The 22,577-nt window shown below is 70.4% G+C and carries 16 protein-coding genes; 10 read left to right on the top strand and 6 right to left on the bottom strand.

Annotation, left to right across the window (positions count from 1 at the left end; genetic code table 11):
* The first annotated feature begins 5 nt into the window (after positions 1-5).
* The 5 genes from PZE19_RS33050 (at position 6) to PZE19_RS18655 (ending at position 8,022) form a co-directional block, all read left to right on the top strand.
* Positions 6-2,555 carry a YfhO family protein gene (locus PZE19_RS33050; RefSeq protein WP_277862146.1) on the top strand — a complete coding sequence of 850 codons (2,550 nt, stop codon included), beginning with the start codon at positions 6-8 and terminating at the stop codon, positions 2,553-2,555.
* Positions 2,556-2,717: 162 nt separating this feature from the next.
* The gene (gene rpsO, locus PZE19_RS18670) at positions 2,718-2,987 is read left to right on the top strand and encodes a 30S ribosomal protein S15 (protein ID WP_277862145.1); all 270 of its coding nucleotides are present in this window, start codon (positions 2,718-2,720) and stop codon (positions 2,985-2,987) included.
* 327 nt (positions 2,988-3,314) lie between these two features.
* On the top strand, positions 3,315-5,648 hold the full coding sequence (pnp, locus tag PZE19_RS18665; protein ID WP_277862144.1) for a polyribonucleotide nucleotidyltransferase: 2,334 nt from the start codon (positions 3,315-3,317) through the stop codon (positions 5,646-5,648).
* A gap of 119 nt (positions 5,649-5,767) precedes the next feature.
* Entirely contained in the window at positions 5,768-6,622 is an 855-nt protein-coding gene (locus tag PZE19_RS18660; RefSeq protein ID WP_277862143.1) for a two-component system sensor histidine kinase NtrB, read from the top strand.
* A 32-nt stretch (positions 6,623-6,654) separates the two neighbouring features.
* The gene (locus PZE19_RS18655) at positions 6,655-8,022 is read left to right on the top strand and encodes a sigma-54-dependent transcriptional regulator (protein ID WP_277862142.1); all 1,368 of its coding nucleotides are present in this window, start codon (positions 6,655-6,657) and stop codon (positions 8,020-8,022) included.
* 70 nt (positions 8,023-8,092) lie between these two features.
* Here the strand turns inward: PZE19_RS18655 and acs are convergent, their stop codons facing one another.
* From acs to PZE19_RS18630, 5 genes are all read right to left on the bottom strand, one after another.
* Positions 8,093-10,072 carry an acetate--CoA ligase gene (gene acs / locus PZE19_RS18650; protein ID WP_277862141.1) on the bottom strand — a complete coding sequence of 660 codons (1,980 nt, stop codon included), beginning with the start codon at positions 10,070-10,072 and terminating at the stop codon, positions 8,093-8,095.
* 91 nt (positions 10,073-10,163) lie between these two features.
* A complete protein-coding gene (locus PZE19_RS18645) occupies positions 10,164-10,865 on the bottom strand; it encodes a hypothetical protein (protein ID WP_277862140.1) in 702 nt (233 codons plus the stop codon).
* Positions 10,866-10,890: 25 nt separating this feature from the next.
* Positions 10,891-12,921 (bottom strand): site-2 protease family protein, encoded by a 2,031-nt coding sequence (locus PZE19_RS18640; RefSeq protein ID WP_277864365.1) that lies wholly within the window; start codon positions 12,919-12,921, stop codon positions 10,891-10,893.
* Entirely contained in the window at positions 12,918-14,099 is a 1,182-nt protein-coding gene (dxr, locus tag PZE19_RS18635) for a 1-deoxy-D-xylulose-5-phosphate reductoisomerase (RefSeq protein ID WP_277862139.1), read from the bottom strand. The genes PZE19_RS18640 and dxr overlap by 4 nt, the downstream gene beginning before the upstream one ends.
* A 209-nt stretch (positions 14,100-14,308) precedes the next feature.
* On the bottom strand, positions 14,309-15,268 hold the full coding sequence (locus PZE19_RS18630; protein WP_277862138.1) for a sigma-70 family RNA polymerase sigma factor: 960 nt from the start codon (positions 15,266-15,268) through the stop codon (positions 14,309-14,311).
* Between the two features lie 721 nt (positions 15,269-15,989).
* On the opposite strand from PZE19_RS18630, the gene PZE19_RS18625 reads away from it, so the two are divergent.
* Positions 15,990-16,748, top strand: coding sequence for an RNA polymerase sigma factor (locus PZE19_RS18625; protein ID WP_277862137.1), 759 nt, complete (start codon positions 15,990-15,992; stop codon positions 16,746-16,748).
* A 10-nt stretch (positions 16,749-16,758) separates the two neighbouring features.
* Here PZE19_RS18625 and PZE19_RS18620 read toward each other — a convergent pair whose 3' ends face one another.
* Positions 16,759-17,880, bottom strand: coding sequence for an SGNH/GDSL hydrolase family protein (locus PZE19_RS18620; protein WP_277862136.1), 1,122 nt, complete (start codon positions 17,878-17,880; stop codon positions 16,759-16,761).
* 196 nt (positions 17,881-18,076) lie between these two features.
* On the opposite strand from PZE19_RS18620, the gene PZE19_RS18615 reads away from it, so the two are divergent.
* The 4 genes from PZE19_RS18615 to PZE19_RS18600 all read left to right on the top strand — a co-directional run bounded on the left by PZE19_RS18615 (position 18,077) and on the right by PZE19_RS18600 (position 22,568).
* Positions 18,077-19,105, top strand: coding sequence for a DUF1559 family PulG-like putative transporter (locus PZE19_RS18615; RefSeq protein ID WP_277862135.1), 1,029 nt, complete (start codon positions 18,077-18,079; stop codon positions 19,103-19,105).
* 1 nt (position 19,106) lies between these two features.
* Positions 19,107-20,114, top strand: a complete 1,008-nt coding sequence (locus tag PZE19_RS18610) for a hypothetical protein (RefSeq protein ID WP_277862134.1) — start codon at positions 19,107-19,109, stop codon at positions 20,112-20,114.
* A 199-nt stretch (positions 20,115-20,313) separates the two neighbouring features.
* A complete protein-coding gene (locus tag PZE19_RS18605) occupies positions 20,314-21,462 on the top strand; it encodes a glycosyltransferase family 2 protein (protein WP_277862133.1) in 1,149 nt (382 codons plus the stop codon).
* Entirely contained in the window at positions 21,441-22,568 is a 1,128-nt protein-coding gene (locus tag PZE19_RS18600; protein WP_277862132.1) for a DUF362 domain-containing protein, read from the top strand. The genes PZE19_RS18605 and PZE19_RS18600 overlap by 22 nt, the downstream gene beginning before the upstream one ends.
* The last annotated feature ends 9 nt before the right edge of the window (positions 22,569-22,577 follow it).

Raw genomic sequence — 22,577 nt, 5'->3', positions numbered from 1 at the left:
GTTTCGTGTCGCAACCCGAAGGGACGCTCGTCGAGGCCGATTCGAGCTGGTTCGAGCCCCCGACCTGGGGGACGCGCGACCTCGTCGCGCTGGCCGTCTGGACGGCAGGACTCTGCTGGGTCTTCCGCGAGGCCGTGTTCCTCCGGGGCGCGTTCTTCTACTTCGACGTCAGCGAGATCAACTACCCGTACCGGCACTTCTTCGCCGAGGAGCTGAAGGCGGGCCGGTTTTCGCGCTGGTGCCCCTGGCTATACTGCGGGATGCCCCTGTTCAGCGAGAGCCAGGCGGGCTATCTCCACCCGCTCAAGTACCTTTTTTATCCCTGGATGGAGACCTGGAAGGCCTTCAATTTCGACACGGTCTTCTCCATCTGGCTCGCCGGCGCGGGGACGTACGGCTGGCTGCGCAGGCACGTCGGGCCGGCCGCGGCGCTGACCGGAGCGGCCCTCTTCGGCGCGGGGGGGTTCACCTGGGCGCACCTCGTCCACACCAGCATGATCAACGCGCTGGCGAGTGTGCCGTTCGTGGTCTGGGCGCTGGAATGGTCGTGGGGATCGGGACGGTGGCGGGGCGTCGCTCTGGGCGGGTTCGCCCTCGCCTGCCAGGTCTTCGCAGGACACCTCCAGGACGTCATCCTCTGCTCGGGGATCGTCGGCCTCTACGGCCTCTTCCGGGCCTGCACGTCGTCGACCCGTGCCGAGGCCCGGACCGTGCTGACGCGGACGTTCGGCCTCGTCGCACTGGGCGTCCTGATCTCGGCCGTGCAGTGGATCCCGTCGAAGGAGCTGCTCGACCGCTCGCCCCGCGCCGGCGGCCTGTCGTACGACGAGCTGACCTACGGCTCGTGGAGTCCCGAGCTGCTGCCGACGCTGGCCCTCCGCGAGGCCTACGGCACCCGCGCCCGCGACACCGACTGGATGGACGGCTTCTACCCCTACCACGAGATGAACGCGTACCTGGGCCTGCTCGGCCTCGCGCTGGCGGTCGTGGGCGCTGCGGGTCCGGGAGGACGCGATCGGTGGACGACCGGTTTCGTGTTGCTGACGATCACCGGCGCGTTGCTGATGCTCGGCCGGTTCACCTTCCTGTTCGACTACGCGAATCGGATCCCCATCGCCGGCAGCTCGCGCGAGCCGGTTCGGCTGCACCTCTGGGTCTCCCTGGGCGTCGCCGCGCTCGCGGCCGTGGGCGTCGAGCGACTTCAGCGGCCGGGACTGGTGAGCCTCCGCGCGGCGATGGTCTTCGTGGCCGTGGTGATGATTGCGTCGCTGCCGATCCTCGCCTACGTCTACTCGCCCGTGTGGACCGATCCCCGGCGATGGACGACCCCGTACCACATCGACCGCTACCGCTGGCTGGGCCGCGAGCTGGGCGTGGGGGCGATCCGCACCGGCGTCCTGCTCGTCGCCGGCCTGATGCTCGCGCGGGCGGCCGCGGCGGCGCAGAACCCGGTCCGCCGCGCCCGACTCGCCGCGGCGCTGCCGGTCCTGGTCTTTATGGACCTGCTGGGGGCCCACGAGGTCGACCCGGTGACCGTGCCGCCGTCGTACTGGACGTCGCCGCCCGAGAGCGTGCAACGCCTCAAGGCCGACCCGACGTTCATCCGGGTTTTCGGCAAGGGCGACCGGAGCGCGGGCGAGCCGGGATACGCCTCGGAGCCGATCGACTTCTTCCGGGCGCGCGACGCCCTCGACTGGAGCCTGCCGGCCGCCTGGGGCCTGGCCTCGTCGAAAGGCGAGACGCCGATGATCCCGCGGCGGATCCTCGACTACTTCGACCACGCCCAGTACCGGGCCGGCCGATTCGACCTCGACAGCGTCAGCCACGTCGTCACGGGCCGGACCCTCCGCTCGACGTTCGTCCCCAACGAGCCGGTCGGCGACGCCTTCCTGCACGTCAATCCCAACGCGCTCCCCCGCGCCCGGCTCGCCGGCCGGCCGGCCTACGCCGAGGGGCGAGAGGAGGCGGTCGAGACCCTCACGCGCCTGGGCCCCGAAGTCCAGGAGCGGCTCGTCGTGGAAGACCCCGCACGTCCGCTCGACGCCGACGCCCGGGTCGCGGGGACGGCGAAGATCGAGACCGACCTGCCCGAGGAGGTCGTCGTCTCGGTGTCGGCCGAGACCCCGGCGTATCTCGTCCTGGCCGACACGTTCGACCCCGGCTGGTCGGCGACCGTCGACGGCGAGCCCGCCGCGATCGTCCCGGCCTACGTGGCGTTCCGGGCCGTCTTCGTGAAGCCCGGGAGCCATCGAATCGTCTTCCGGTACGCCCCCGCGGGGTTCGCGGCGGGCCTGGCCGCAACCGCCGTAGGCTGCCTGCTGGCGCTCGGATGCATGCTGCGTCCCGGCTCCGCGACGGCGACGCCCGACCACGTCGTGATGGCGGGGGCGGGTCGGCTCAAGGCCGTCTGGCTGGCCGCGGCGATCCTGGTGGTCGTCGCCTCGATCCCGAGGCTGGGGCCGACCGGCGTCTCGGTCCAGTCGCGCTGGGGACGCGCCTGGCATACGTTCACCTGGGGGGCGGGCCTCGAAGCCATGCACGAGAATCGACGCTGACGATGGCACGGTCCGAGGCGAACGCGCGGATCGAACCACCCCGGGAAACGTCGGGGAAGGGATTGTATTCCGACCCGGGTTCGCCTATTGTGGTTCACTTGAAGTGTAGAGGGTTTCACAAGATCGGCTTTCAACGCGAAGGCCGGAGCTTTGGGGCGAGCGATGGCGATCACGAAGGAGAAGAAGCAGGAACTGATCGGGTCTTTTAGCCGGGCCGATCACGACACGGGCTCGCCGGAGGTGCAAATCGCCCTCCTGACGGCCCGGATCAACGATCTGACCGATCATTTCAAGACGCATAGCAAGGACCACGCCAGTCGCCGCGGGCTGCTGATGATGGTGTCCAAGCGGTCAGGCCTGCTCAAGTATCTGCGGCTCCACGACCGGAAGAAGTATCTCGAGGTGATCAGCCGCCTGGGCATCCGCAAGTAAGGCGAAGGGGAGCGCCGCGCCGCCCTCCGGGACGACCGGTTCCGTCCAAGCTTCGCCGGATCGTCGTCATCGACGACCGGCGTGCGACGATCCCTTCGCGGCTGCAAGCCCGCGTCGGCCCGTCGCGATCGGCCGAATGCCAGCCCGAGCGAGACGGCCGACCCTCCGCGGGGCTCGGCCTTTTTCACTTTAGGTCGCGCGCCGTCGGCGTTCCACGCCCGCGAGCGTGGGCCCGGTGGCGGCGGACACTCGAACTTCCCGGCCTCGCGGCGTGTTCCGCGACCATCGCCACGCCCCACAACTTCGTGTCTCATCCAGGTAACATGCATGTCAATCTCGCCTTTTTCCCGTAAGGTCGTCGAACGCACCATCGGCGATCGCACCATCAGCATCGAGACGGGACGTTTCGCCAAGCAGGCCTCCGGCGCGGTCGTCGTCCGAATCGGCGACACCATGTCGCTGGTGACCGCCATGGCCGGCCCGGGCCGCGAAGGCCTGGACTTCTTCCCGCTCACCGTCGACTACCGCGAGAAGACCTACGCGGCCGGCAAGTTCCCCGGCGGCTTCATCAAGCGCGAGGGGCGGCCGAGTACCAAGGAGATCCTCACCGCCCGGCTGATCGACCGGCCCATCCGGCCGCTCTTCCCCGAGTGGTACCGCGACGAGGTCCAGATCCAGGCCGGACCGATCTCCGCCGACCGCCAGAACGATCCCGACGTCATCTCGATCCTCGGCGCCTCGGCCGCCCTGATGCTCGCCCGGGCCCCGTTCCGCGGCCCCATCGGCGCGGTCCGCCTGGCCCGGGTCGAAGGCAAGCTGATCGCCTTCCCGACGGCCGAGGAGGTCGCCGCCAGTGACCTCGACCTGGTCGTCGCCAGCACGGCCAAGGCCGTCGTCATGATCGAAGGCTTCGGCGAGGAGCTGCCCGAGCCCGAGATGGCCGACGCCATCATCGAGGCCCACCGGATCAATCAGGACCTCATCGCCCTCCAGTTCGAATTGCTGGAGGCCGCCGGCGTCGAGCCGTACGAGTACAAGCCGGCCCCGCCCGACGCCCTCAAGGCCCTCCTCCTCGAGCGTTACGGGGCCCGCCTCCGCGAGGCCAAGCAGGTCGTCCTGAAGCAGGAGCGGAACGCGACCGTCAAGTCGATCCTCGAGAGCATCGTCGCCGACCTGATCCCCGCCGGCGGCGAGGCGGTCAAGCTGGCCCCCGGCGGCCCCGGCACCGACGCCGACGTCCCCAGCGCCGTCACCAAGGAGCGGATCAAGGGCGTCTTCCACGCGGTCGAGGAAGTCGTCGTCCGCGAGCTGATCCTCAGCGGCAAGCGGCCCGACGGCCGCGGTCCCCGCGACCTCCGCGCCATCAAGTGCGAGGTCGGCGTCCTGCCCCGGGCCCACGGCTCGGCGATCTTCCAGCGGGGCGAGACCCAGGCCCTCGTCACCACGGTGCTCGGCACCGGCGCCGACGAGCAGCGGGTCGACGGCATCATGGACGAGTACCACAAGAAGTTCATGCTGGACTACAACATGCCGCCGTTCGCGGTCGGCGAGATCCGGCCCATCCGGGGGCCCGGCCGTCGCGAGATCGGCCACGGCGCCCTGGCCGAACGCTCGGTCGCCACGATCCTGCCCACGCCCGCGAACTTCCCGTACACGATCCGCTGCGTGTCGGACATCCTCGAATCCAACGGCTCTAGCTCGATGGCCTCGGTGTGCGGCGCCACCCTCAGCCTGATGGACGCCGGCGTCCCGATCAGCGACCCGGTCGGCGGCATCTCCATCGGCCTCGTCCAGGACGACGCCACCGGCCGCCACGTCCTCCTGACCGACATCATCGGCGACGAGGACCACTACGGCGACATGGACTTCAAGGTCGCCGGCACCCAGCGCGGCGTGACGGGCATCCAGCTCGATCTCAAGAACCAGGGGATCACCGAGGAGATCATCCGCGAGACCCTCGACCAGGCCCACGAGGCCCGGCTGGAGATCCTCCGGGCGATGCTCCGCTCGATCAAGCGGCCCCGCGAGGAGATCTCCTCGAACGCGCCGCGGCTGATCCAGATCCAGATCAACCCCGACAAGATCGGCCTCCTGATCGGCCCCGGCGGCAAGACGATCCGCCGCCTGCAGGACGAGACGGGCGCCAAGATCGACATCGACGACAGCGGCGTCGTGACCCTGGCGAGCATCGAGGCCGCCGGCGCCGAGGCCGCCCGCGACAAGATCCTCGCCATGACCGAGGGCGTGCAGGTCGGCCGGATCTACGAAGGCCGCGTCTCCTCCATCAAGGAGTTCGGCGCGTTCGTCGAGATCCTGCCCGGCAAAGACGGCCTGGTCCACGTCACCGAGCTGTCGGGCGGCTACGTCACCAACGTCACCGACATCTGCCGCGTCGGCGACACCATGCTCGTCAAGGTGATCGCCGTCGACGACCAGGACCGCGTCAAGCTCTCGCGCAAGGCGGCCCTCGCCGAGCGCGGGCTTCCCGACGAGTTCGCGAACCGGCCCCGACCCGCGGGCGCCTCGGATCGCCCCCCCGGCAACGGCGGCGGCCCCGGCGGCCCGCCGCCGCGTCGTCCTGAAGGCGGCGGCCCTGGCGGCGGCGGTGGTCGCGGCTACGGCGGCGGTGGCGGCGACCGCGGTCCTCGCGGCCCGCGCTGAGCCCGCTGCAACGCTACGAATTCCTGGAGACGCCCGGGCCTCGCCGCCGGGGCGTCTCCAGGAAGCTCCCCGCGCGGCCCTGGATCGTCCCTTCGCCCCGGAACCGACGCATCGAGACCATGGCCCAACCACTCGCCGGAACAGCCCTCGGCCCGTCGCACGCCGCCGAGGCGGCCGCTCGGCCCCTCCCCGCCGCGGACCTTCCTCCCGACCTCGACCCGACACCGGCCGACCTCGACCTCGCCCGCCGCCTCCGCGAGCAGAACGCCCAGATCGCGCAACTGGCCGGCGGCCTGGCCCACGAGATCCGCAACCCGCTGTCGACGCTCTCGCTCAACCTCGACCTGCTCGCCGAGGACTTCCAGGACGCCGAGACTCCGCGGGAGCGCCGCGCGGGGGCCCGCATCGGCCGTCTCAAGCACGAGACCAAGCGGCTGCAGGACATCCTGGAGAATTTCCTGCGGTTCGCCCGGCTCCAGGACCTGAAGCCGGCCCCGACCGACTTCAACGCGGTCGTCGAGGAGATGTGCGACTTCTACGAGCCCCAGGCGTCGACCCGGGGCGTGGTCGTCCGGACCCACTTCGCCCCCGACCTGCCCGGGGTGGCGATCGACGCCGACGCGTTCAAGCAGGCCGTGCTCAACCTGATGCTCAACGCCGAGCACGCCATGCCCGAGGGGGGCGAGCTGATCCTGACCACCCGTCGCGACGGGCCTTTCGTGGTGCTCGACGTGATCGACACCGGCTGCGGCATGGCCGAGGACGTCCGGTCCAGGATCTTCGACCCCTTCTACTCCACGCGCAAGGGGGGGACCGGCCTCGGCCTCCCCACCACGCGGAACATCGTCGAGGCCCACGGCGGCTCGATCGAGGTCCAGAGCGTGCCCGAGAAGGGCTCCCGATTCTCGATCCGCCTGCCGGCGCCCACGCCCACGTCGCGGCGGGCCGATCGTTCCCAGCCCGCGGCCTCCTAGCCCCGCCCCCCTCGGAGAGTCGAGTAGGAACGATGGACCAGCAGATCCGCGTCCTGGTGGTCGACGACGACGAGCCCCACGCCGAGGCCGTGGCCGAGAGCCTGGCGCGCGTCGGCTACGAGTGCGTCGTGGCCACCAGCGGCCGCGAGGGGCTGCGGCTGATCGAGGAGCAGAGCTTCGACATCATTATCAGCGACCTGATCATGGACGGCGTCGGCGGCCTGGAGATCCTCGCCAAGGCCAAGCGCGAGCTGCCCGACGCCGAGGTCGTCATCCTCACCGGCCACGGCACGATCAAGACCGCCGTCACGGCCATGCAGGCCGGCGCCACGACCTACCTGACCAAGCCCCTCGACATCGGCGAGCTGCGCACGGTCGTCGACAAGGCGTCGCAGTCGCAGCGGCTCGCCCGCTCCAACATCGAGCTGCAGCGCCAGCTCAACGAGAAGTTCGGCTTCGAGGGGGTCGTCGGCAGCTCGGCGGCCATGCACACGGTCGTCGCCCGCCTCCGCCAGATCGCGCCCACCTCGGCCTCGGTCCTCATCACCGGCGAGAGCGGCACGGGCAAGGAGCTGGTGGCCAAGGCGCTGCACAACAACAGCCCCCGCCGCTACAAGCCGTTCGTCGCCCTCAACTGCGCGGCGCTCAGCGACAACATCCTCGAGAGCGAGCTGTTCGGCCACGTGAAGGGCTCGTTCACCGGGGCCGACCGCGAGCGCAAGGGGTGGTTCGAGCACGCCAACGGCGGCACGCTCTTCCTCGACGAGGTCGGCGACATCCCGCTCGGCACCCAGGTCAAGCTGCTGAGGACCCTGGAGAACGGCGAGATCGTCCGCGTGGGCACGAACGAGCCCATCCGGGTCAACGTCCGGCTCGTCTCGGCGACCAACCGCGACCTGGCCGAGGCCATCGCGTCGGGCGCCTTCCGGCAGGACCTCTACCACCGGCTGAAGGTTGTCAGCGTGAAGCTGCCCCCCCTGCGCGAGCGTCGCGAGGATATCGACCTGCTGATCGACCACTTCCTCAAAGAATACACCGTCACGCACGGCAAGAAGATCTCCTCGATCACGCTCGCCGCGCGGAAGCTGCTCCGCCAGTATTCGTGGCCGGGGAACGTCCGCGAGCTGAAGAACGTCGTCGAGAGCATGGTCGTCATCGACTTCGACGGCGTCGTCGACGTCGACGACCTGACCGAGGACCTGCAATCGGGCGCGACGGGAACGGTCGTCGACGCCCACGAGGGGGTCGACTCGTTCGTCGGCAAGTCGCTCGAGGATATCGAAAAGCACTACATCACCGAGACCCTCAAGCTCACGGCCGGCAACCGCGAGGAGGCGGCCAAGCTCCTGGGGATCGGCGAGCGGACCCTGTATCGCAAGCTCAAGGAATACGGGTCCTGACGAACGGCCCGGGGTCCCTCCTCACGGCCGATTCGGCGTGAGGGCGAGAGCCCGGCCGCTCGCCGGTCGATCATTCTTCCTCTTGCTGACCCCCTCGCCGCAGCAGGGCGAGGACGCCGACGTCTTCGAGGGTGGAGGTGTCGCCGGTGCTCTCGACCCCGGCGGCGACGTCGCGGAGCAGGCGACGCATGATCTTGCCGCTGCGGGTCTTGGGCAGCGATTCGGTGAAGTGGATCTCGTCGGGGCGGGCGAGCGCGCCGATCTCCTTGGCGACGTGGGCGCGAAGCTCCTGCCGGAGCTTCTCGCTGGGGGCGTGGTGCGATTCGAGGGTCACGAAACACGAGATCCCCTGGCCCTTGATCTCGTCGGGCTTGCCGACGACGGCGGCCTCGGCGACGGCCGCATGGCTCACCAGCGCGCTCTCGATCTCCATGGTCGAGAGCCTGTGCCCCGCCACGTTGAGGACGTCGTCGACCCGGCCCAGGATCCAGTAGTTGCCATGCTCGTCGCGGCGGGCGCCGTCGCCGGTGAAGTAGTTGCCCGGCACGTCGCTCCAGTACTGGGCCTTGTAGCGTTCGTCGTCGCCGAAGATGGTACGGAGCATCGACGGCCAGGGCCGGGTGATCACCAGGAATCCGCCCTCGTTCTCGCCTACCGGGACGCCGTCCTTGGTGACGATGGCGGGGATGATCCCGGGGAGCGGGCGGGTCGCCGAGCCGGGGATGGTGGGCGTCGCTCCTGGGAGGGGGGAGATCATGATCGCGCCGGTCTCGGTCTGCCACCAGGTGTCGACGATCGGGCAGCGGCCGCCGCCGATGACCTCATGGTACCACATCCATGCTTCGGGGTTGATCGGCTCGCCCACCGAGCCCAGCAGCCGCAGGCTCGACAGGTCGTGCTTCTTGGGGTGCTGCTCGCCCCACTTCATGAAGGCGCGGATGGCCGTGGGAGCGGTATAGAGGATGGAGACCCGGTAATCCTCGATGATCTTCCAGAACCGGGCCTCGTCGGGCCAGTTGGGGGCGCCCTCGTACATGACGCAGGTGGCCCCCTGGGCGAGCGGGCCGTAGGTCAGGTAGGAATGGCCCGTGACCCAGCCGACGTCGGCCGTGCACCAGTAGGTGTCGTCGGGCTTGAGGTCGAAGACCCACTTCGTGCTCAGGCTCGCCTGCAGCAGGTAGCCGCCGGTGGTGTGCAGGATCCCCTTCGGCTTGCCCGTCGAGCCCGAGGTGTAGAGGATGAACAGCGGGTGCTCGCTGTCGAGCGGCTCGGCGGGGCAATCGGCCGAGACGTTCGCCTCGAGCTCGTGCCACCAGTGGTCGCGGCCCGGCGTCCAGTCGACGTCGTGGCCGGTCCGCTTGTAGACGACGACGCTCTTGAGCGTGGGGCAGAGGGCCGCCGCGCCGTCGGCGTTGACCTTCAGCGGCACCACCTTGCCGCGCCGCCAGCCGCCGTCGGCCGTCACCAGGACCTTCGCCTTGCAGTCCTGGATCCTCCCCGACAGGGCCTCGGCGCTGAAGCCGCCGAAGACGACCGTGTGCGGGGCCCCGATCCGGGCGCAGGCCAGGGCGGCGATCACCAGTTCGGGGATCATCGGCAGGTAGAGGGCGACGACGTCCCCCTTCTTCACGCCCAGGCCCTTCAGGACGTTGGCGAACTTGCTGACCTCGCGGAGCAGGTCCTGATAGCGGAGCACGCGGCGGTCGCCGGGCTCGCCTTCGAAGATCAGCGCGGCCTTGTTCCTGTCCGGGCCCTTGCAGTGGCGGTCGACGCAGTTGTACGACGCGTTGAGCTTGCCGCCGACGAACCACTGGGCGAACGGGGGGTTCCAGTCGAGAACGCGGTCCCAGGTCTGGAACCAGTCGAGCGAGGCGGCCTGCTCGGCCCAGAAGGCCTCGGGATCGTCCTTGGCCCGGTCCCAGAGCGCCTGATACTCGTCGAGGCTCTTGATCCCGGCGTCCTTGGCGAAGTCGGCGGGGGGCGGGAAGACCCGGGTCTCGTGAAGGACGCTCTTGATCGAACCGCCGCCGCTGGGATTCTCGGGGGCCATGGCTGACACGCTCCAGGATCGCTGTCGACCTCGGGGATGGGGGGAGTTGGGATCTTAAACCCCACCCGGGGCCGCGTCAATCGCCCCAAGGTCAGGCGACGACGGCGTCGGCGGTCGCCCCGAGCAGCAACGCCATCTCCAGCCGTTGCAGGCGTCGCGCCAGCGTCTCCTGATCGGTCCCGGGCCTGGCCCGCGTGCAGAGGTCGATCATCGCCGAGGGATCCCATCCGTCGGCCCCGAGCAGCCGAGCCTTCGCCGTCGGGTCGCCGGAGGCGTCGAGCAATGGTCGGGCGGCCTCGGCGAGCGCGGGGAAGAGCGAATGCCGCCCGACGCGGCGGAACCAGTAGGCGGCGTTGCCGGCGTCGGGCTCGCGGCGGTGGGCGACGCCGTGCCAGTAGGCGGAGAAGGCCCGCTCGCCCAGGTCGTCGGACTCCTGGGCCGCCTCGTGGCTGGCCTCCCAGGCGTCCAGGACCTGGAGCAGGCCGGCCGCAAGGGCCAGGCGGGCCGGGCGAGGCGCGCGAGGCAGGACGCCGGAGAGCGCCGGCTCCGTGACCGCAGCGATCAGGCCGGGCCGGTCGGGCTCGGACTGCACGAGCTTCGGCCCGAGCGAGCCGTCGTCGCCGAGGCGGGCGTGGAAGACGGCCGCCACCAAATCGAGCGGATGGCAGCCGACCACCGCGGCCGGCTCCTCTCCCGCTTCCAGAAGGCGGAGGACCTCGGCGACGGGCAGGCCGCAGGCGGTCAGCGTCGGGAGCCCGTCGACGACGGCGATGCGCCCGGCGAGCCGGCTCATCCCGCGCCTCCGCCCCGGGGGGCGATCACAGGAAGAACTCCTTGAGCAGCCGGTAGACGTCCTGATAGGTCGCGAAGACCATCAGGAAGAGGACGAGCAGCAGCCCCAGGTAGGTCCCGGCGATCAGGGCCGACTCGGGCAGGGGGCGGCCGCGGACCTTCTCGGCGATCAGGAAGAGCATCTGGCCGCCGTCGAGGGGCGGGATCGGCAGGAAGTTGAGGACCGCCAGGTTGATGCTGATGAAGCCCAGGAAGTTCAGGAACTCGCTCAGGCCCGACTTGGCCGCCGCGTAAGCGATCCGGCCGATGCCGATGGGCCCGGCCGTCTGGTTGAAGCTGACCTGGCCGGTGCCGAGGCTGCGGATCGTCGCGTACATCATCGAGACCTTGTCGATCGTCTCGGTGACCCCCTGCTTGAGGGCGGCGACGAACGCCAGCGGCGGCATGGTGCGATAGGCCGGCATGAAGTCGAGGCCGCGATCGGGGCTGTACCAGTCGTGGACGACCTCGGGCCGCACCGAGACGGGGTCCTGGCGGCCGTGGATCGTGAAGCCGAGGGCCTGGACGGGCAGCGTCTGGACGCTGGCGAACACGAACGGCCACGAGGTCGACTTGTCGTCGAATTTGAGGGTCTGCGGGCGGGGCACGAGCCAGACCTCCTTGCCCGACTCCGCCCCGCGGCGGGGCCGGCCCCGGGTCGCGGGGATCGTGACCGCGTCGATCACGTCGCCCGCCTTGAGCCCCGCCTTGGCGGCGGGGGAGTCGGCCACCACGGACTGGATCACCGGCCGGAGCGGGAAGGTGACGCCCAGGCCGGGGATGAGGAGGTCCTCGGCCGGTTCGAGCTTCAGGAGGCCCTCGCTCGGCGTCGCGTCGTCGGGGGTGACGGTCAAGGCGACGGTCTCGGGGGCCGGCTTGCCGTCGACGGCCCGCTGCACCTCGAAGGTCATGGGCGAGCCGGCGTGGTCGAAGCAGTCGAGCGGCAGCCGCAGCGGGTCGACGTCGTCGCGGCCGTCGACCTTGACGATCCGGTCGCCCACCTTGAAGCCGGCGGCCTGGGCCGGCGATCCCTTCTGGATCGCCCGGATCGGCTCGAAGGCGAAGCGCAGGCCGAAATCGACGAAGCGATTGGGCGGCAGCGTGGCCTTAAGGTCGCCCGACGCGACCTCGACGGGCTTGCCGCCGAACGTCCTGCGCTGGAAGACGACGTCCAGGGGCTTGTCGCGGTGCTTCGCCGAGACTCGCTGGAACCACTCGTTCGAGGTCGCCGGGGCGGGGGCCTCGCCCGCGGGCCCGGCGGCGACGATCGCGAGCACGTCGGGGTCGCTCGACTCGGGAGGCCAGGGGATCGTCGCCGGCTCGGGGGTTCCGGCGGGGGCCTGGTAGTCGAGGACTTCGAGCGAGGCCCCCGAGATCACGCCGATCGTGGGCCGGTCCCGACTGGCGTCGCGGCGGGGCTCGACCGGCAGGTCGAGGAGGGCGTCGGTCCCTTCGCGCTTGACCTGGAAATGGATGACCTGGCCCCGCGTGCTCAGGCTGACGGCCCGCTGGAGGTCGTTGTAGCTGACGTCCTTGAGGCCGTCGATCCCCTCGATCTCGTCGCCGGCGCGGAGGCCTGCTTCGAAGGCCGGCGAGCCAGCCACCACGCGACCGACCTTGGCCTCGATCTCCTCGCGTTCGCGGCCGAAGACGTAGGCGAAGCAGGCCATGCCGAGCAGCAGGTTCATGATCACGCCGGCCGAGATGATCGCCATCCGTGCGCCGACGGGCTTGTTGTTGAACGCCCGAGGGTCGCCGGCGGCCGCGGCGTCGGGGATCCCCTCGCCGGCCTCGCCCCCCTCGCCGAGCATCTTGACGAAGCCGCCCAGCGGGATGGCCGCCAGGACGTACTCGGTCTCGCCCCGGGTGAAGCCGAAGATCGTCTTGCCGAAGCCGATGGAGAATTTCTCGACCTTGACGCCGTTCCACTTCGCCAGGAGGAAGTGGCCGAGTTCATGGATGAAGATCACGAACCCCAGCCCGAGCGCGACCTTCGCGATGTTCCAGAGCCAGATCACGGTGTCCAACGTTGCACCTCCAGGCGGGCCTTGGCGTCGACCTTCCAGAGCCGGTCGAGCGTCGGTCGGGGATCGAATTCGTGATAGTCGAGCGCCATGCGGCAGGCGCGGGGGATGTCCAGGAAGCCGATCTCGCCGTCCAGGAAGCGACCCACGGCGACCTCGTTGGCCGCGTTCAGGGCCGCCCCGGCGGTGCCCCCGCGCTTCATGACCTCGTAGGCCAGGTCGAGCGCCGGGAAGGTCTCGCGGTCGGGGGGCTCGAAGTTCAGGGCCGAGGGCCGGGTCAGGTCCAGCCGCGGGCCGGGGCAGGGGTGGCGGTCGGGATAGGTGAGGGCGTACTGGATCGGAAGCCGCATGTCGGGGGGCGAGAGCTGGGCGAGAACGCTGCCGTCGACGAACTCGACCATCGAGTGGATGGTGCTCTCGGGGTGGATCACGACCTCGATCTGGTCGGGCTCCAGGTCGAAAAGCCAGCGGGCCTCGATGATCTCAAGAGCCTTGTTCATCAGCGTGGCCGAGTCGATCGAGATCTTGGGCCCCATGCTCCAGGTCGGGTGCTTCAGGGCCATCTCGGGCGTGACCTCGCGGAGCCGGGCCCGCGTGAAGCCGCGGAAGGGGCCGCCCGAGGAGGTCAGGATCACCCGCTTGACCTCGCGGCGCTCGCCGGCCTGGAGGGCCTGGAAGATGGCCGAGTGCTCGCTGTCGACGGGGAGGAGCCGGGCGTTGCGGCGGCGGGCCAGGTCCATGACGAGCGGGCCGGCGACGACGAGCGTCTCCTTGTTCGCCAGGGCCACCGTCTTGCCGGCCTCGAGAGCGGCCCACGCCCCTTCCAGCCCGGCGGCCCCGACGATGGCGGCGAGCACGCGGTCGGTCGACTCGTCCTGGACCATCCGCAGCACGCCGTCGCGGCCGGAGAGGACCTCGACGCCCGATCCCCGCAGGGCCTGCCGCGCCTCGGCCACGGGGCCTTCGCCGGTCATGGCGACGAATCGGGGCGAGGCCGACAACGCCTGGTCCGCCAGCCGCCGCCAGTTGGTGTGGGCGCTCAGGCCGTGCGCCTGGAGTCGCGCGGGACCGCCCGCCCCGATCACGTCGAGTGCGCTGCGCCCGATCGAGCCCGTCGAGCCCAGGACCACGACGCGCGTGGTGGATTCCCCTCGCTCCATCTCCTCTCCCATGTCCCGCTCGACTCGGCCGTCCGGAAGGGACGCCCGTCGCGCGACTCAAATCGCACCGCCCCCGGTGCTTGGGCGAACCCACACGCCCGGCTCGTCTCGCCCCTAGCACTATAAAAACTCCCCCGATCGGCGACAAGGCTGCCGCCGGCGCCGGCCCCGCCCGGCGGCGAACCGGGGCGGGGTCGGGGCGGCGGGATTCCGGCGAGCGTTCAGCCGACCTCGCAGCAGCTCCTGTCGCGGCGGGCGAGGGCCCGGAGCTTGGCGAGGGCCGCGTCCTGGATCTGGCGGATCCGCTCCTTGGAGACGTCGAGGACCTGGCTGACCTGGCTGAGCGAGCGACTCTCCTGGCCGTTCAGGCCGAACCGGAGCTGGAGGACCATCCGTTCGCGAGGCTTGAGCTGGTCGATCAGGCTCGCGAGCTGCTCGCCCTGATCGGGGTCGTCGGCCTCGTCGGAAGACGGATAGGACAGCGTGTCCATGAGGCTCGACCCGCCGGCGTCGCCGATGGGGGCGTCGAGCGAGAGGGCGGGCCGGGTGGCCGTATGGATCTGCTTCAGGGTCGCCTCCGACGAGGAGGACCGAGGGCGGGCCGGCTTGCGATTCGGGTCCTCGGCCTCGTGCGAACTCTCGGCGAGCTTCTGCAGGTGTCGCGGGTTCAGCCGGACCGGGTAGACCCCGGCGGCGACGGCGCGCTGGAGGGACTGGCGGATCCACCAGACCGCATACGAGGCCAGTCGCGTCGTGTTGGAGACGTCGTAGCGGTCGATGGCCGTGAGAAGGCCGCAGAAGCCCTCCTGGAGCAGGTCGGAGGCCGACAGGCCGCGGTCGCGGTAGCGGCGGGCGACGTGGGCGACCAGCCGCAGGTTGGCCATCGCCAGCCGCGTCCGGGTCGCGTTGTAGCACTTGGCGGTCGCCAGCAGCACCGCCTCCTCGTCGCTCGTCGCCGGGCCGGCGGCCAGCAGAGTCCGGACGAAGTCCTGGACGTCGAAGTCGGGCGCGGCGTCGGGGAGGCGACGGTCCTCGGCCCCCGCGGCCAGCACGCGGCGATGGGCGTCGAGTTCCATCAAGATCCGCCGCTCCTCCTCGGGCGTCAGGACGCGGACGTCCGCACGCTCGAGGAGCACCAGGCCGGAGAGGTCGTCGTTGTGGAAGCGTTCGGCGGAGATCATGGCGTGCAAGGTCCTTTCCCGATCCGGTCGTGGGTCGCGTCGTGCCGGTCGGTGCGCGCCGCCCCCCTGATCCGACGCGGCCCCGGCGGGCCGATCGGCCCCGTGGCGTGCGGATCGCGGGCGAGGGGGGACGGACGAGCCGACTCCCGGCACGCACCCGATGGCGTTAGAATGCCGATATTTTGATGGATTGGGTCGCCGTGGGCGGGCGGCTCATCTCCGGTGGATCGCCCGCGAACGCCGAATCTTCGCGGACGAGGCGTCGATCGCGATCGGCGCGAGGGTCGGCCGTCGCTTCGAGGCGGGGGGGTCGAGGAAGGACGCCGCCGCGTCGAGGCCCGACCGCAGGCCGTCGTCGAGCCGGCGGCCGAGCGATCGGCGCGCCTCCCGCAACCACGACCCCGCGGCGGCCAGCCGGCGGAAAAGATGATGAGGGCGGGACGAAGCGACCCCATGATCACCGAGGGCCCGACTCCGGCGTTGGGCGGTCTGACTCAGGTTGTTCATGGTTCGGCCTCCGTCTGTATGATAGAGAAGAGGGACGAGTCGTCTGGACGCCCTCCCCTCACTAGCCAATACGCCGCTCGGGGCCATGCGTTCCAATCTTGTTCCGAATTTTCGCGATCGAACGCCCGCCCTGTGATCCGAAGTCGCGCCGAAGCGACCGACCGGCGTGCTCCATCTCTCTCCCGACAAGCGACTTGCGGCAAGGAGAACGACCGTGGAAGCCGGCGATCCCAAAGCCAAGCTCTCCGACCTTTTGACCCAAACGACCCTGCTTTATCAGGCGCAGAATGGCACCCCGGAGCAGGCTGACAAGGCCAAACAGCTCTTGATGCTTCGCTATTCCGGTGCCGTCCACCGATATCTCCTGAAAGTCGTCGGCGACCCCGACGTGGCCCGCGACCTCAACCAGGAGTTCTCGGTCAAGTTCCTGGAAGGGAAGTTCCGCCAGTTCGATCCCAGCCGGGGCCGGTTCCGCGACTATTTGAAACGCGCCGTGCACAACCTGATGGTCGACCACTTCCGCAAGAAGAAGGTCGTCTCCCAGCTCGACACGGCGATGGAGGCCGCGATCGTCAGCGACGACGGCCTGGCCGACTTCGACGAGCAATTCCTGCGGAGCTGGCGCCAGGACCTCATGGCCCGCGCCTGGGACGCGCTTCGGGCGCACGAGAGCAACACCGGCCAGCCCTTCTGGCAGGTCATGAAGCTTCGCCTCGCCCGGCCAGCCCTGCGCTCGCCCGAGCTGGCGCAGGAGCTGTCGCAGCGGATCGGCAAGCCGATGTCGGCCGGCAACCTCCGGCAGATCCTCCACCGCGCCCGCGACAAGTTCACCGAGTTTCTGGTCGACGAGGTCCGGGTCTCGCTCCAGAACCCCAGCCGCGACGAGGTCGAGGAAGAACTCGGCGACCTCAAGCTGCTGGAGTTCTGCAAGCCGACCCTGGGCCGGGCGAAGTTCGACCAGCCGATGAACTGACCCCGCGCGGTCAGCGGCCCACGGGGGAGGCCTTCAGCGCCGATTCGACGGCGGGCGTGAACACGTCGGCCATCTTCTGGAAGCCCAGGTCCGTCGGGTGCGATCCGTCGACCGTCCCTTCGCCGTCGTCGCCGAGCTGGGCGGGGCCTTCCAGGTAGTGAAGGTTGGGAATGCCCTCGTCGACGAGCGTTCGGAACGCCTTCTTCAATGCGGCGCGACTGGTCTCGTTCCGCTCCCGATGGGCCTTCAGGAAGGTCGAGTCGGTGTAGGAGCGATCCTCGACGAGGAGGATGGGGACCTCGGGCCGCGTTTTCCGGAGCGTCTTCACGAGAGGCCCGGTGCGCTCGGCGATCATGTCGGCGGTCATGTTCGGCAGGCAGTCGATCACATAGACGGCGGCGTCGATCTCGACGAGCAGGTCCGCGATCGACGAGTCCATCGTGCCGTTGCCGCTGAAACCCAGGTTGATCACCGGCCGGTCGAGCCAGCGTCCGAGGATCGCCGTGTGCACCATCCCCGGCCGCGACGCGCAGCCGCCGTGCGTGATCGACGTCCCGTAGAATACGATCGGCCGCGCCGATTCCGGCTTGCGCGGATCGGCGGGGCGAATCTCGACGCCGTTCGGGACCCCTACCTCGACCGCCGACACGCCGTTGTAGAGGGGCAGGTAGAGCAGATACTCGCGCGTCGCGGAGTCGAGCCCCTTCACGAGCATCTTGGTGTTCGCCTTCTCCGAAGGCTGGCCGACGGCGACCCAGCGCCATCGCCCCGCGGCGTCGCGCGCGTAGAGGTCGAGCCCGCTGACGCCCGTGGCGGGCATGTGGGGCATCGCCAGGCCCCCCTTGGTCAACGTCCAGCGCGCGTGGATCTCGGTCGCGTCGGTGACGAACCGGACGGCGATCCCCGCCGAATCCCGCGAGAGGTTCCAGACCGGCGGCCGGACCACGCCCTCGGCCTTCGCCGGCAGCCTGTCGAAAGGGGCCTTGAGGTGGGTCTCCTTCCACGCCTGCCCCTCGATCGTCAGCGTGCGGACGTCGCACCAGGCGACGGCCTCCTCGGCCGCGGCGGGGGCCGCGAGCGGGGCCAGGAAGAGGAACATCAGGAGTTCCGGACGGGGACGTGGTTGCTTCATCGTCGCATCTCGGCCTCGGTGTCTTCTCTACGGACCGCTCACGTCGGCGGTCAGGGCCGGATCGTAACCCGGCTTGCGAAGCGATGCCACCGTCGGCCGGCTGGCGATTTTCCTCGACACGCCCTCTCTGGGGGTCGTATGTTTGTCAGACGTCGGAGATCACGTCGTGCCGCCGGGTCGGAGGCGAGGTTAGGACATGGGCCGTCACGTCGAGGACATTCATCGGCCGATGTTCCGCCTCGTCGACGCGGTGACGCTGGTCGGGGTGATCGGCGTCCTCTCTGGCCTGCTACTTCCCACGGTCACCTCTTGCGGCGAGTCGGCGCGGCGGGCCCAGTGCCAGAACAACCTGAAGAACATCGTCCTGGCGGCCGACCAATTCCGGACGACGAAGGGCGTCTATCCCCCGGCCAGGATTGATCGTCCGGTCGAGCCCACGACGGCCGGCGACGCCAACGTCTCGTCGATCCCCTGTCAGCTCCTGCGGGATCTGGACGAGGCCGCGATTTACAACGCGCTCAACTTCGACGTGCCGATGGGCCCGTCGTGCGGCGTGCCCGCCCAGAATACGACGGTCGCCTCGACGCGGATCGGGATCCTCGTGTGTCCCACCGACCCGTACCACTTCCCCGATCCCTACGCCGGGCTGAATTACCGGGCGAACGTCGGGTTGGGAGATCTTGGTGACGCCAGGGGCGTTCTGACCAGGCCGCAAGGGCCGCCGCCGGGGACGAGGGGGGCGTTCGACGAGTCGCGGTCCGTCGCGGCCTCGGAGTTCACCGACGGCCTGTCGAACACGGTGGCGTTCGCGGAAAAGCTGTGCGGCGGCGGCCAGGAGCCGTTCGACGCCTCGCGCGACTGGGTCCCGGCCGGCGCGGCGGATCCAGGGCTCGACGCCGACGACTGGGTCCGGATCTGCTCCCGGCTCCCGCAGTCGGCCGCCGCGATGGGACGGACCGATTCCGGGCGATGCTGGCTGTTCCCGGGCTCCCTTTACTCGACGTTCCGCGGGGCGCTGACGCCCAACAGCCCAATCCCCGACTGCGGGTCGGACGCCCTGGACGGCGTCGGCGCGTTCGCGCCTCGAAGCCTCCACCCGGGCGTCGTCAACGTCGGCTGGGCCGACGGGTCGGTTCGCGCGGTCCGGTCGAACATCGACCCGAGAGCCTGGCGGATGCTGCTCACCCGCGCCGGCGGCGAGACGGGCGACCCGGACGTTTACTGACATGCAAGACAGCCCCAACCAGGCCGCCGCCCAGAAGCTCGCCCGCGAGATGGCCTCGTGGAATCCGATCGAGCTGCGCGTCCGCCGCGAATCCCCGCCACGCACCGACGACTCCTCGCCGACGCCCGGGCCGCCGGTCGTCGAGCACTTCCACCTGATCCAGGCCCCAGGACGCTTCAGGCTCGAAAGCCGGACTCGGCCCGTCGACCAGCCGCGGGCGCTGTACGTGTCGATCGAGTTCGTCCACGGCACCCACGTCGAGTCGGTCTTCCGGATCGAGGAGCCGGGCCGAACGAGCCGCGAATCGGTCCGCGTCGGGGCCGACAGCGGGTTCCGCGTGGCGAGCGACGGGGTCTCCACCCGGCCGGAACCGATCGCCGCCTTCTATCTCGGGACGACGCCGCTCGACAAGGTCCTCCCGGCGGCGCAGTTCGTCGGAGCCGACCGCATCCTGGATCGGAGTTGCGACGGGTTCTTGCTCACTCCCGAAGTGGAACCGGGCTCGACGCCCCCCTTCTTCGTCTACTGGCTCGACCGCGAGACCGGCGTCCCGCTGCGCGTCGAATCCCACTCGCAATGGGTCGACTACGCGCAGCACAGGCCGAGGTCGACCTGGAGCGCGGGATCGCTCGACGAGATCGACGGTCGTCACTTTCCCCGCAACTCGACGTTGGTCGTCCACGACTGGAGCGACCCGGAGCGGCCGTCGTCGCGCATCGATCATACGACGGTCGTCGAGGAGGTCGCCTTGCAGCGCGAGCACCCCGTGGCGACGTTCCGCGCGCCGCCCTCGAAGGACGCATACCTCGTCGGCGAGGCGGCGACGACAGTGGCTTCGTCTCCCTTGCGCGCCCGGTATCCGATCGAAACCGGCGAGTGGTTCGCCGCCGCCGGTGCGTGGATCGGCCTGGCGTTCATCGTCGCCGCGGTGCTCTCAGGGTGGGTCGCGTTCCGTCGCCCGCACTCGAAGAAGCCCGCCTCGAAGGGCGGATGGGACAGCCTCGATTGACAGGTTTCGGGGTTCCCGCTACATTCCCGCCGCACGTCGCGTCCGCAGGGCGACGACGGGGGACGAGACACCACGAGAGGACATCCGGCGATTCAATTCGCCCCGTTCGGCGGCTGCGGTCGAGGCGCGTGTTCGGGCGATCCCAAGGATGGTGAACGCATTCCGGCACGTGTCCCTTTTTGACGGGCGAGGGTGAATCATGGACGATGTCCCCGCCGGTCCGGCGAGCACGGAGCCGGGGAGGCCGTCGCTTTCCGTCGTCGTTCCCGTCCACAACGGGGGCCGCGACTTCGAGCGCTGCCTCCGCCGGCTTCGTGAATCTTCCTGGGCCCGATTCGAGCTGCTCGTCGTCGACGACGGCTCGACCGATGATTCCGGGCCCGTGGCCGTGCGCCACGGGGCGTCCGTGCTGCGCCACGACCGCCCCCTCGGCCCCGCCGCCGCCCGCAACCTCGGCGCGGAAAAAGCGACCGGCGAGCTGATCTTCTTCCTCGACGCCGACGTCGCCGTCCACCCGGACACGATCGAGCGGGGGATGACGCGGTTCCTGGACGACCCCGGCCTGACCGCCCTGTTCGGGTCGTACGACGACCGGCCGCTCGCGCCGGGGATCGTCAGCCGGTTCCGCAACCTGCTCCACCATTACGTCCACCAGCAAGGCGACTTCGTCGACGACGCCCGCCCGGCCCACACGTTCTGGACCGGCTGCGGGATGATCCGTCGCGCCGCCTTCCGCGAATTCGGCGGCTTCGACCCCCGGCTCTACGCCCGGCCGTCGATCGAGGACATCGAGCTGGGCTACCGCCTGACCCGCGCCGGCCGCAAGATCGTCCTGGCCCGCGACGTCCAGGCGACCCACATGAAGCGCTGGACGCTGTTCGAGGTCGTCCGCACCGACGTCTTCCGCCGCGGGGTGCCGTGGATGCTCCTCATCAAGCGGAGCGGGACGGTCGAGACCGACCTCAACGTGCAGGCGGCGCAGAAACTTTCTGTCGCAGCCACCGGCGGGCTCCTGCTGGCGACGGCCGCGCTGCCGATGACGGCCTGGGCCGGCGCGGTTGCTGTGGCCTGCGCCGGCGGCGTCGTGGCTCTGAACACCCCGCTCTATCGGTTCCTGGCGCGACGTCGCGGGGTCGGCTTCGCCGTGGGCTCGTTCCCGCTGCACCTGCTGTATTTCGTGTGCTGCGGCGTCTCGGTCGTGATCGCCCTGACCCGATGGTACGTCCTCGACCGGCGCAGGCGTCCGGTCGCCGAGGGCCGCGTCGATCGCGGCGGACGCCCCATCCCCCCGCCGGCCTGGGTCCGGCTGGCAAGGAGGCTCCAGCGATGGACGACGCGATCAAGGTAGCCGTGGTTCAGGGCGACCGCCGTCGCGGGGCCGTCGCGCAGGCCCTCGCGCTGATCGCCGACGACGTCCGGGCGGCCGTGTCGTCGTGCGGCTCCGCGACGATCATCCCGACGCTCGACGAGTTGGGCCGCCCGTGGGCCTCCACCGACCACGACGCGCTCTCGGCGACCGTCGACGCCCTGCTCGCCTCCGGCGCAGGCGCGATCGACGTCGTCGCCGGCGCGGCCGACCCCCGGCCCTCGGCGTCTTCCTGCTACGAGAAGCTCGGCTATCGCGCCGAGACCTCGGGCCGACCCGTCGCCTACCACGACCTCGATGCCGAGCCCGACGCCTGGACCGCCCGCGAGGCGTCCGTCGGCGGCCGGACGGAATCGCTCCGGATCTCGTCGCTGGCCGCGGACTCGGCCTGCCGCGTCTCGCTCGGAGTGGCGAGGACGCATCGGACGTTCCGCATCGGCCTGACCTTGCCGGGCCTGGCGGCGATCCTCCATCGCGACGACCGCCGCGGCTTCGACGGGTCGCGGCTCTCGAAGCAGATCCCGTCGCGACTGGTCCCCCTTTGCGGCGCCCTGGAGACCTGGCGAGGCCGGCTGGTCCGGGCCTGGCTGGGGGTCCGCGCCATCGACGGCGGCATGCGGCTGACCGGCGCCGAGCGACGCTGCCTGGACCGCGTCGAGCGCGCGACCGACCGGCTGGCGGCCCTGGCGACGCTCGCAGCCCCGCGGATCAGCGTGATCGACGGCTTCTCCGGCATGCACGGCCAGGGGCCCCGGCTGGGGACCCGGCTGCGCCTCGGGACGGTGATCGCCGGGACCGACCCGGTCGCCGTCGACGCCGTGGCCGCGGCCATCATGGGCTTCGACCCGCTCGACGTCGCCTACCTTCGCCGGGCGCAGGCGGCCGGATTGGGCGTGGCCGACCTGGCCGCCATCACGATCGTCGGCGAGCCCTGGTCGCAGGTCCGCCGTAAATGCCGAAGGCACGCCTCGGATCGCCTCCTGCGGCTGGTCTCGGCCGCGAATCCGGCCGAGGGCGACGTCGGCCCCGCCCCCCACTTCCGCTCCCGACGCTCGCGGGCCCGGGCGCGGAAATCGTCCCGCGCCTGATCGACCCGC

Source organism: Paludisphaera mucosa (genome assembly GCF_029589435.1).
GTDB lineage: Bacteria > Planctomycetota > Planctomycetia > Isosphaerales > Isosphaeraceae > Paludisphaera > Paludisphaera mucosa.
The sequence above is the reverse complement of the archived record's forward strand: the minus strand, read 5'-3'. Positions and strand labels throughout refer to the sequence as shown.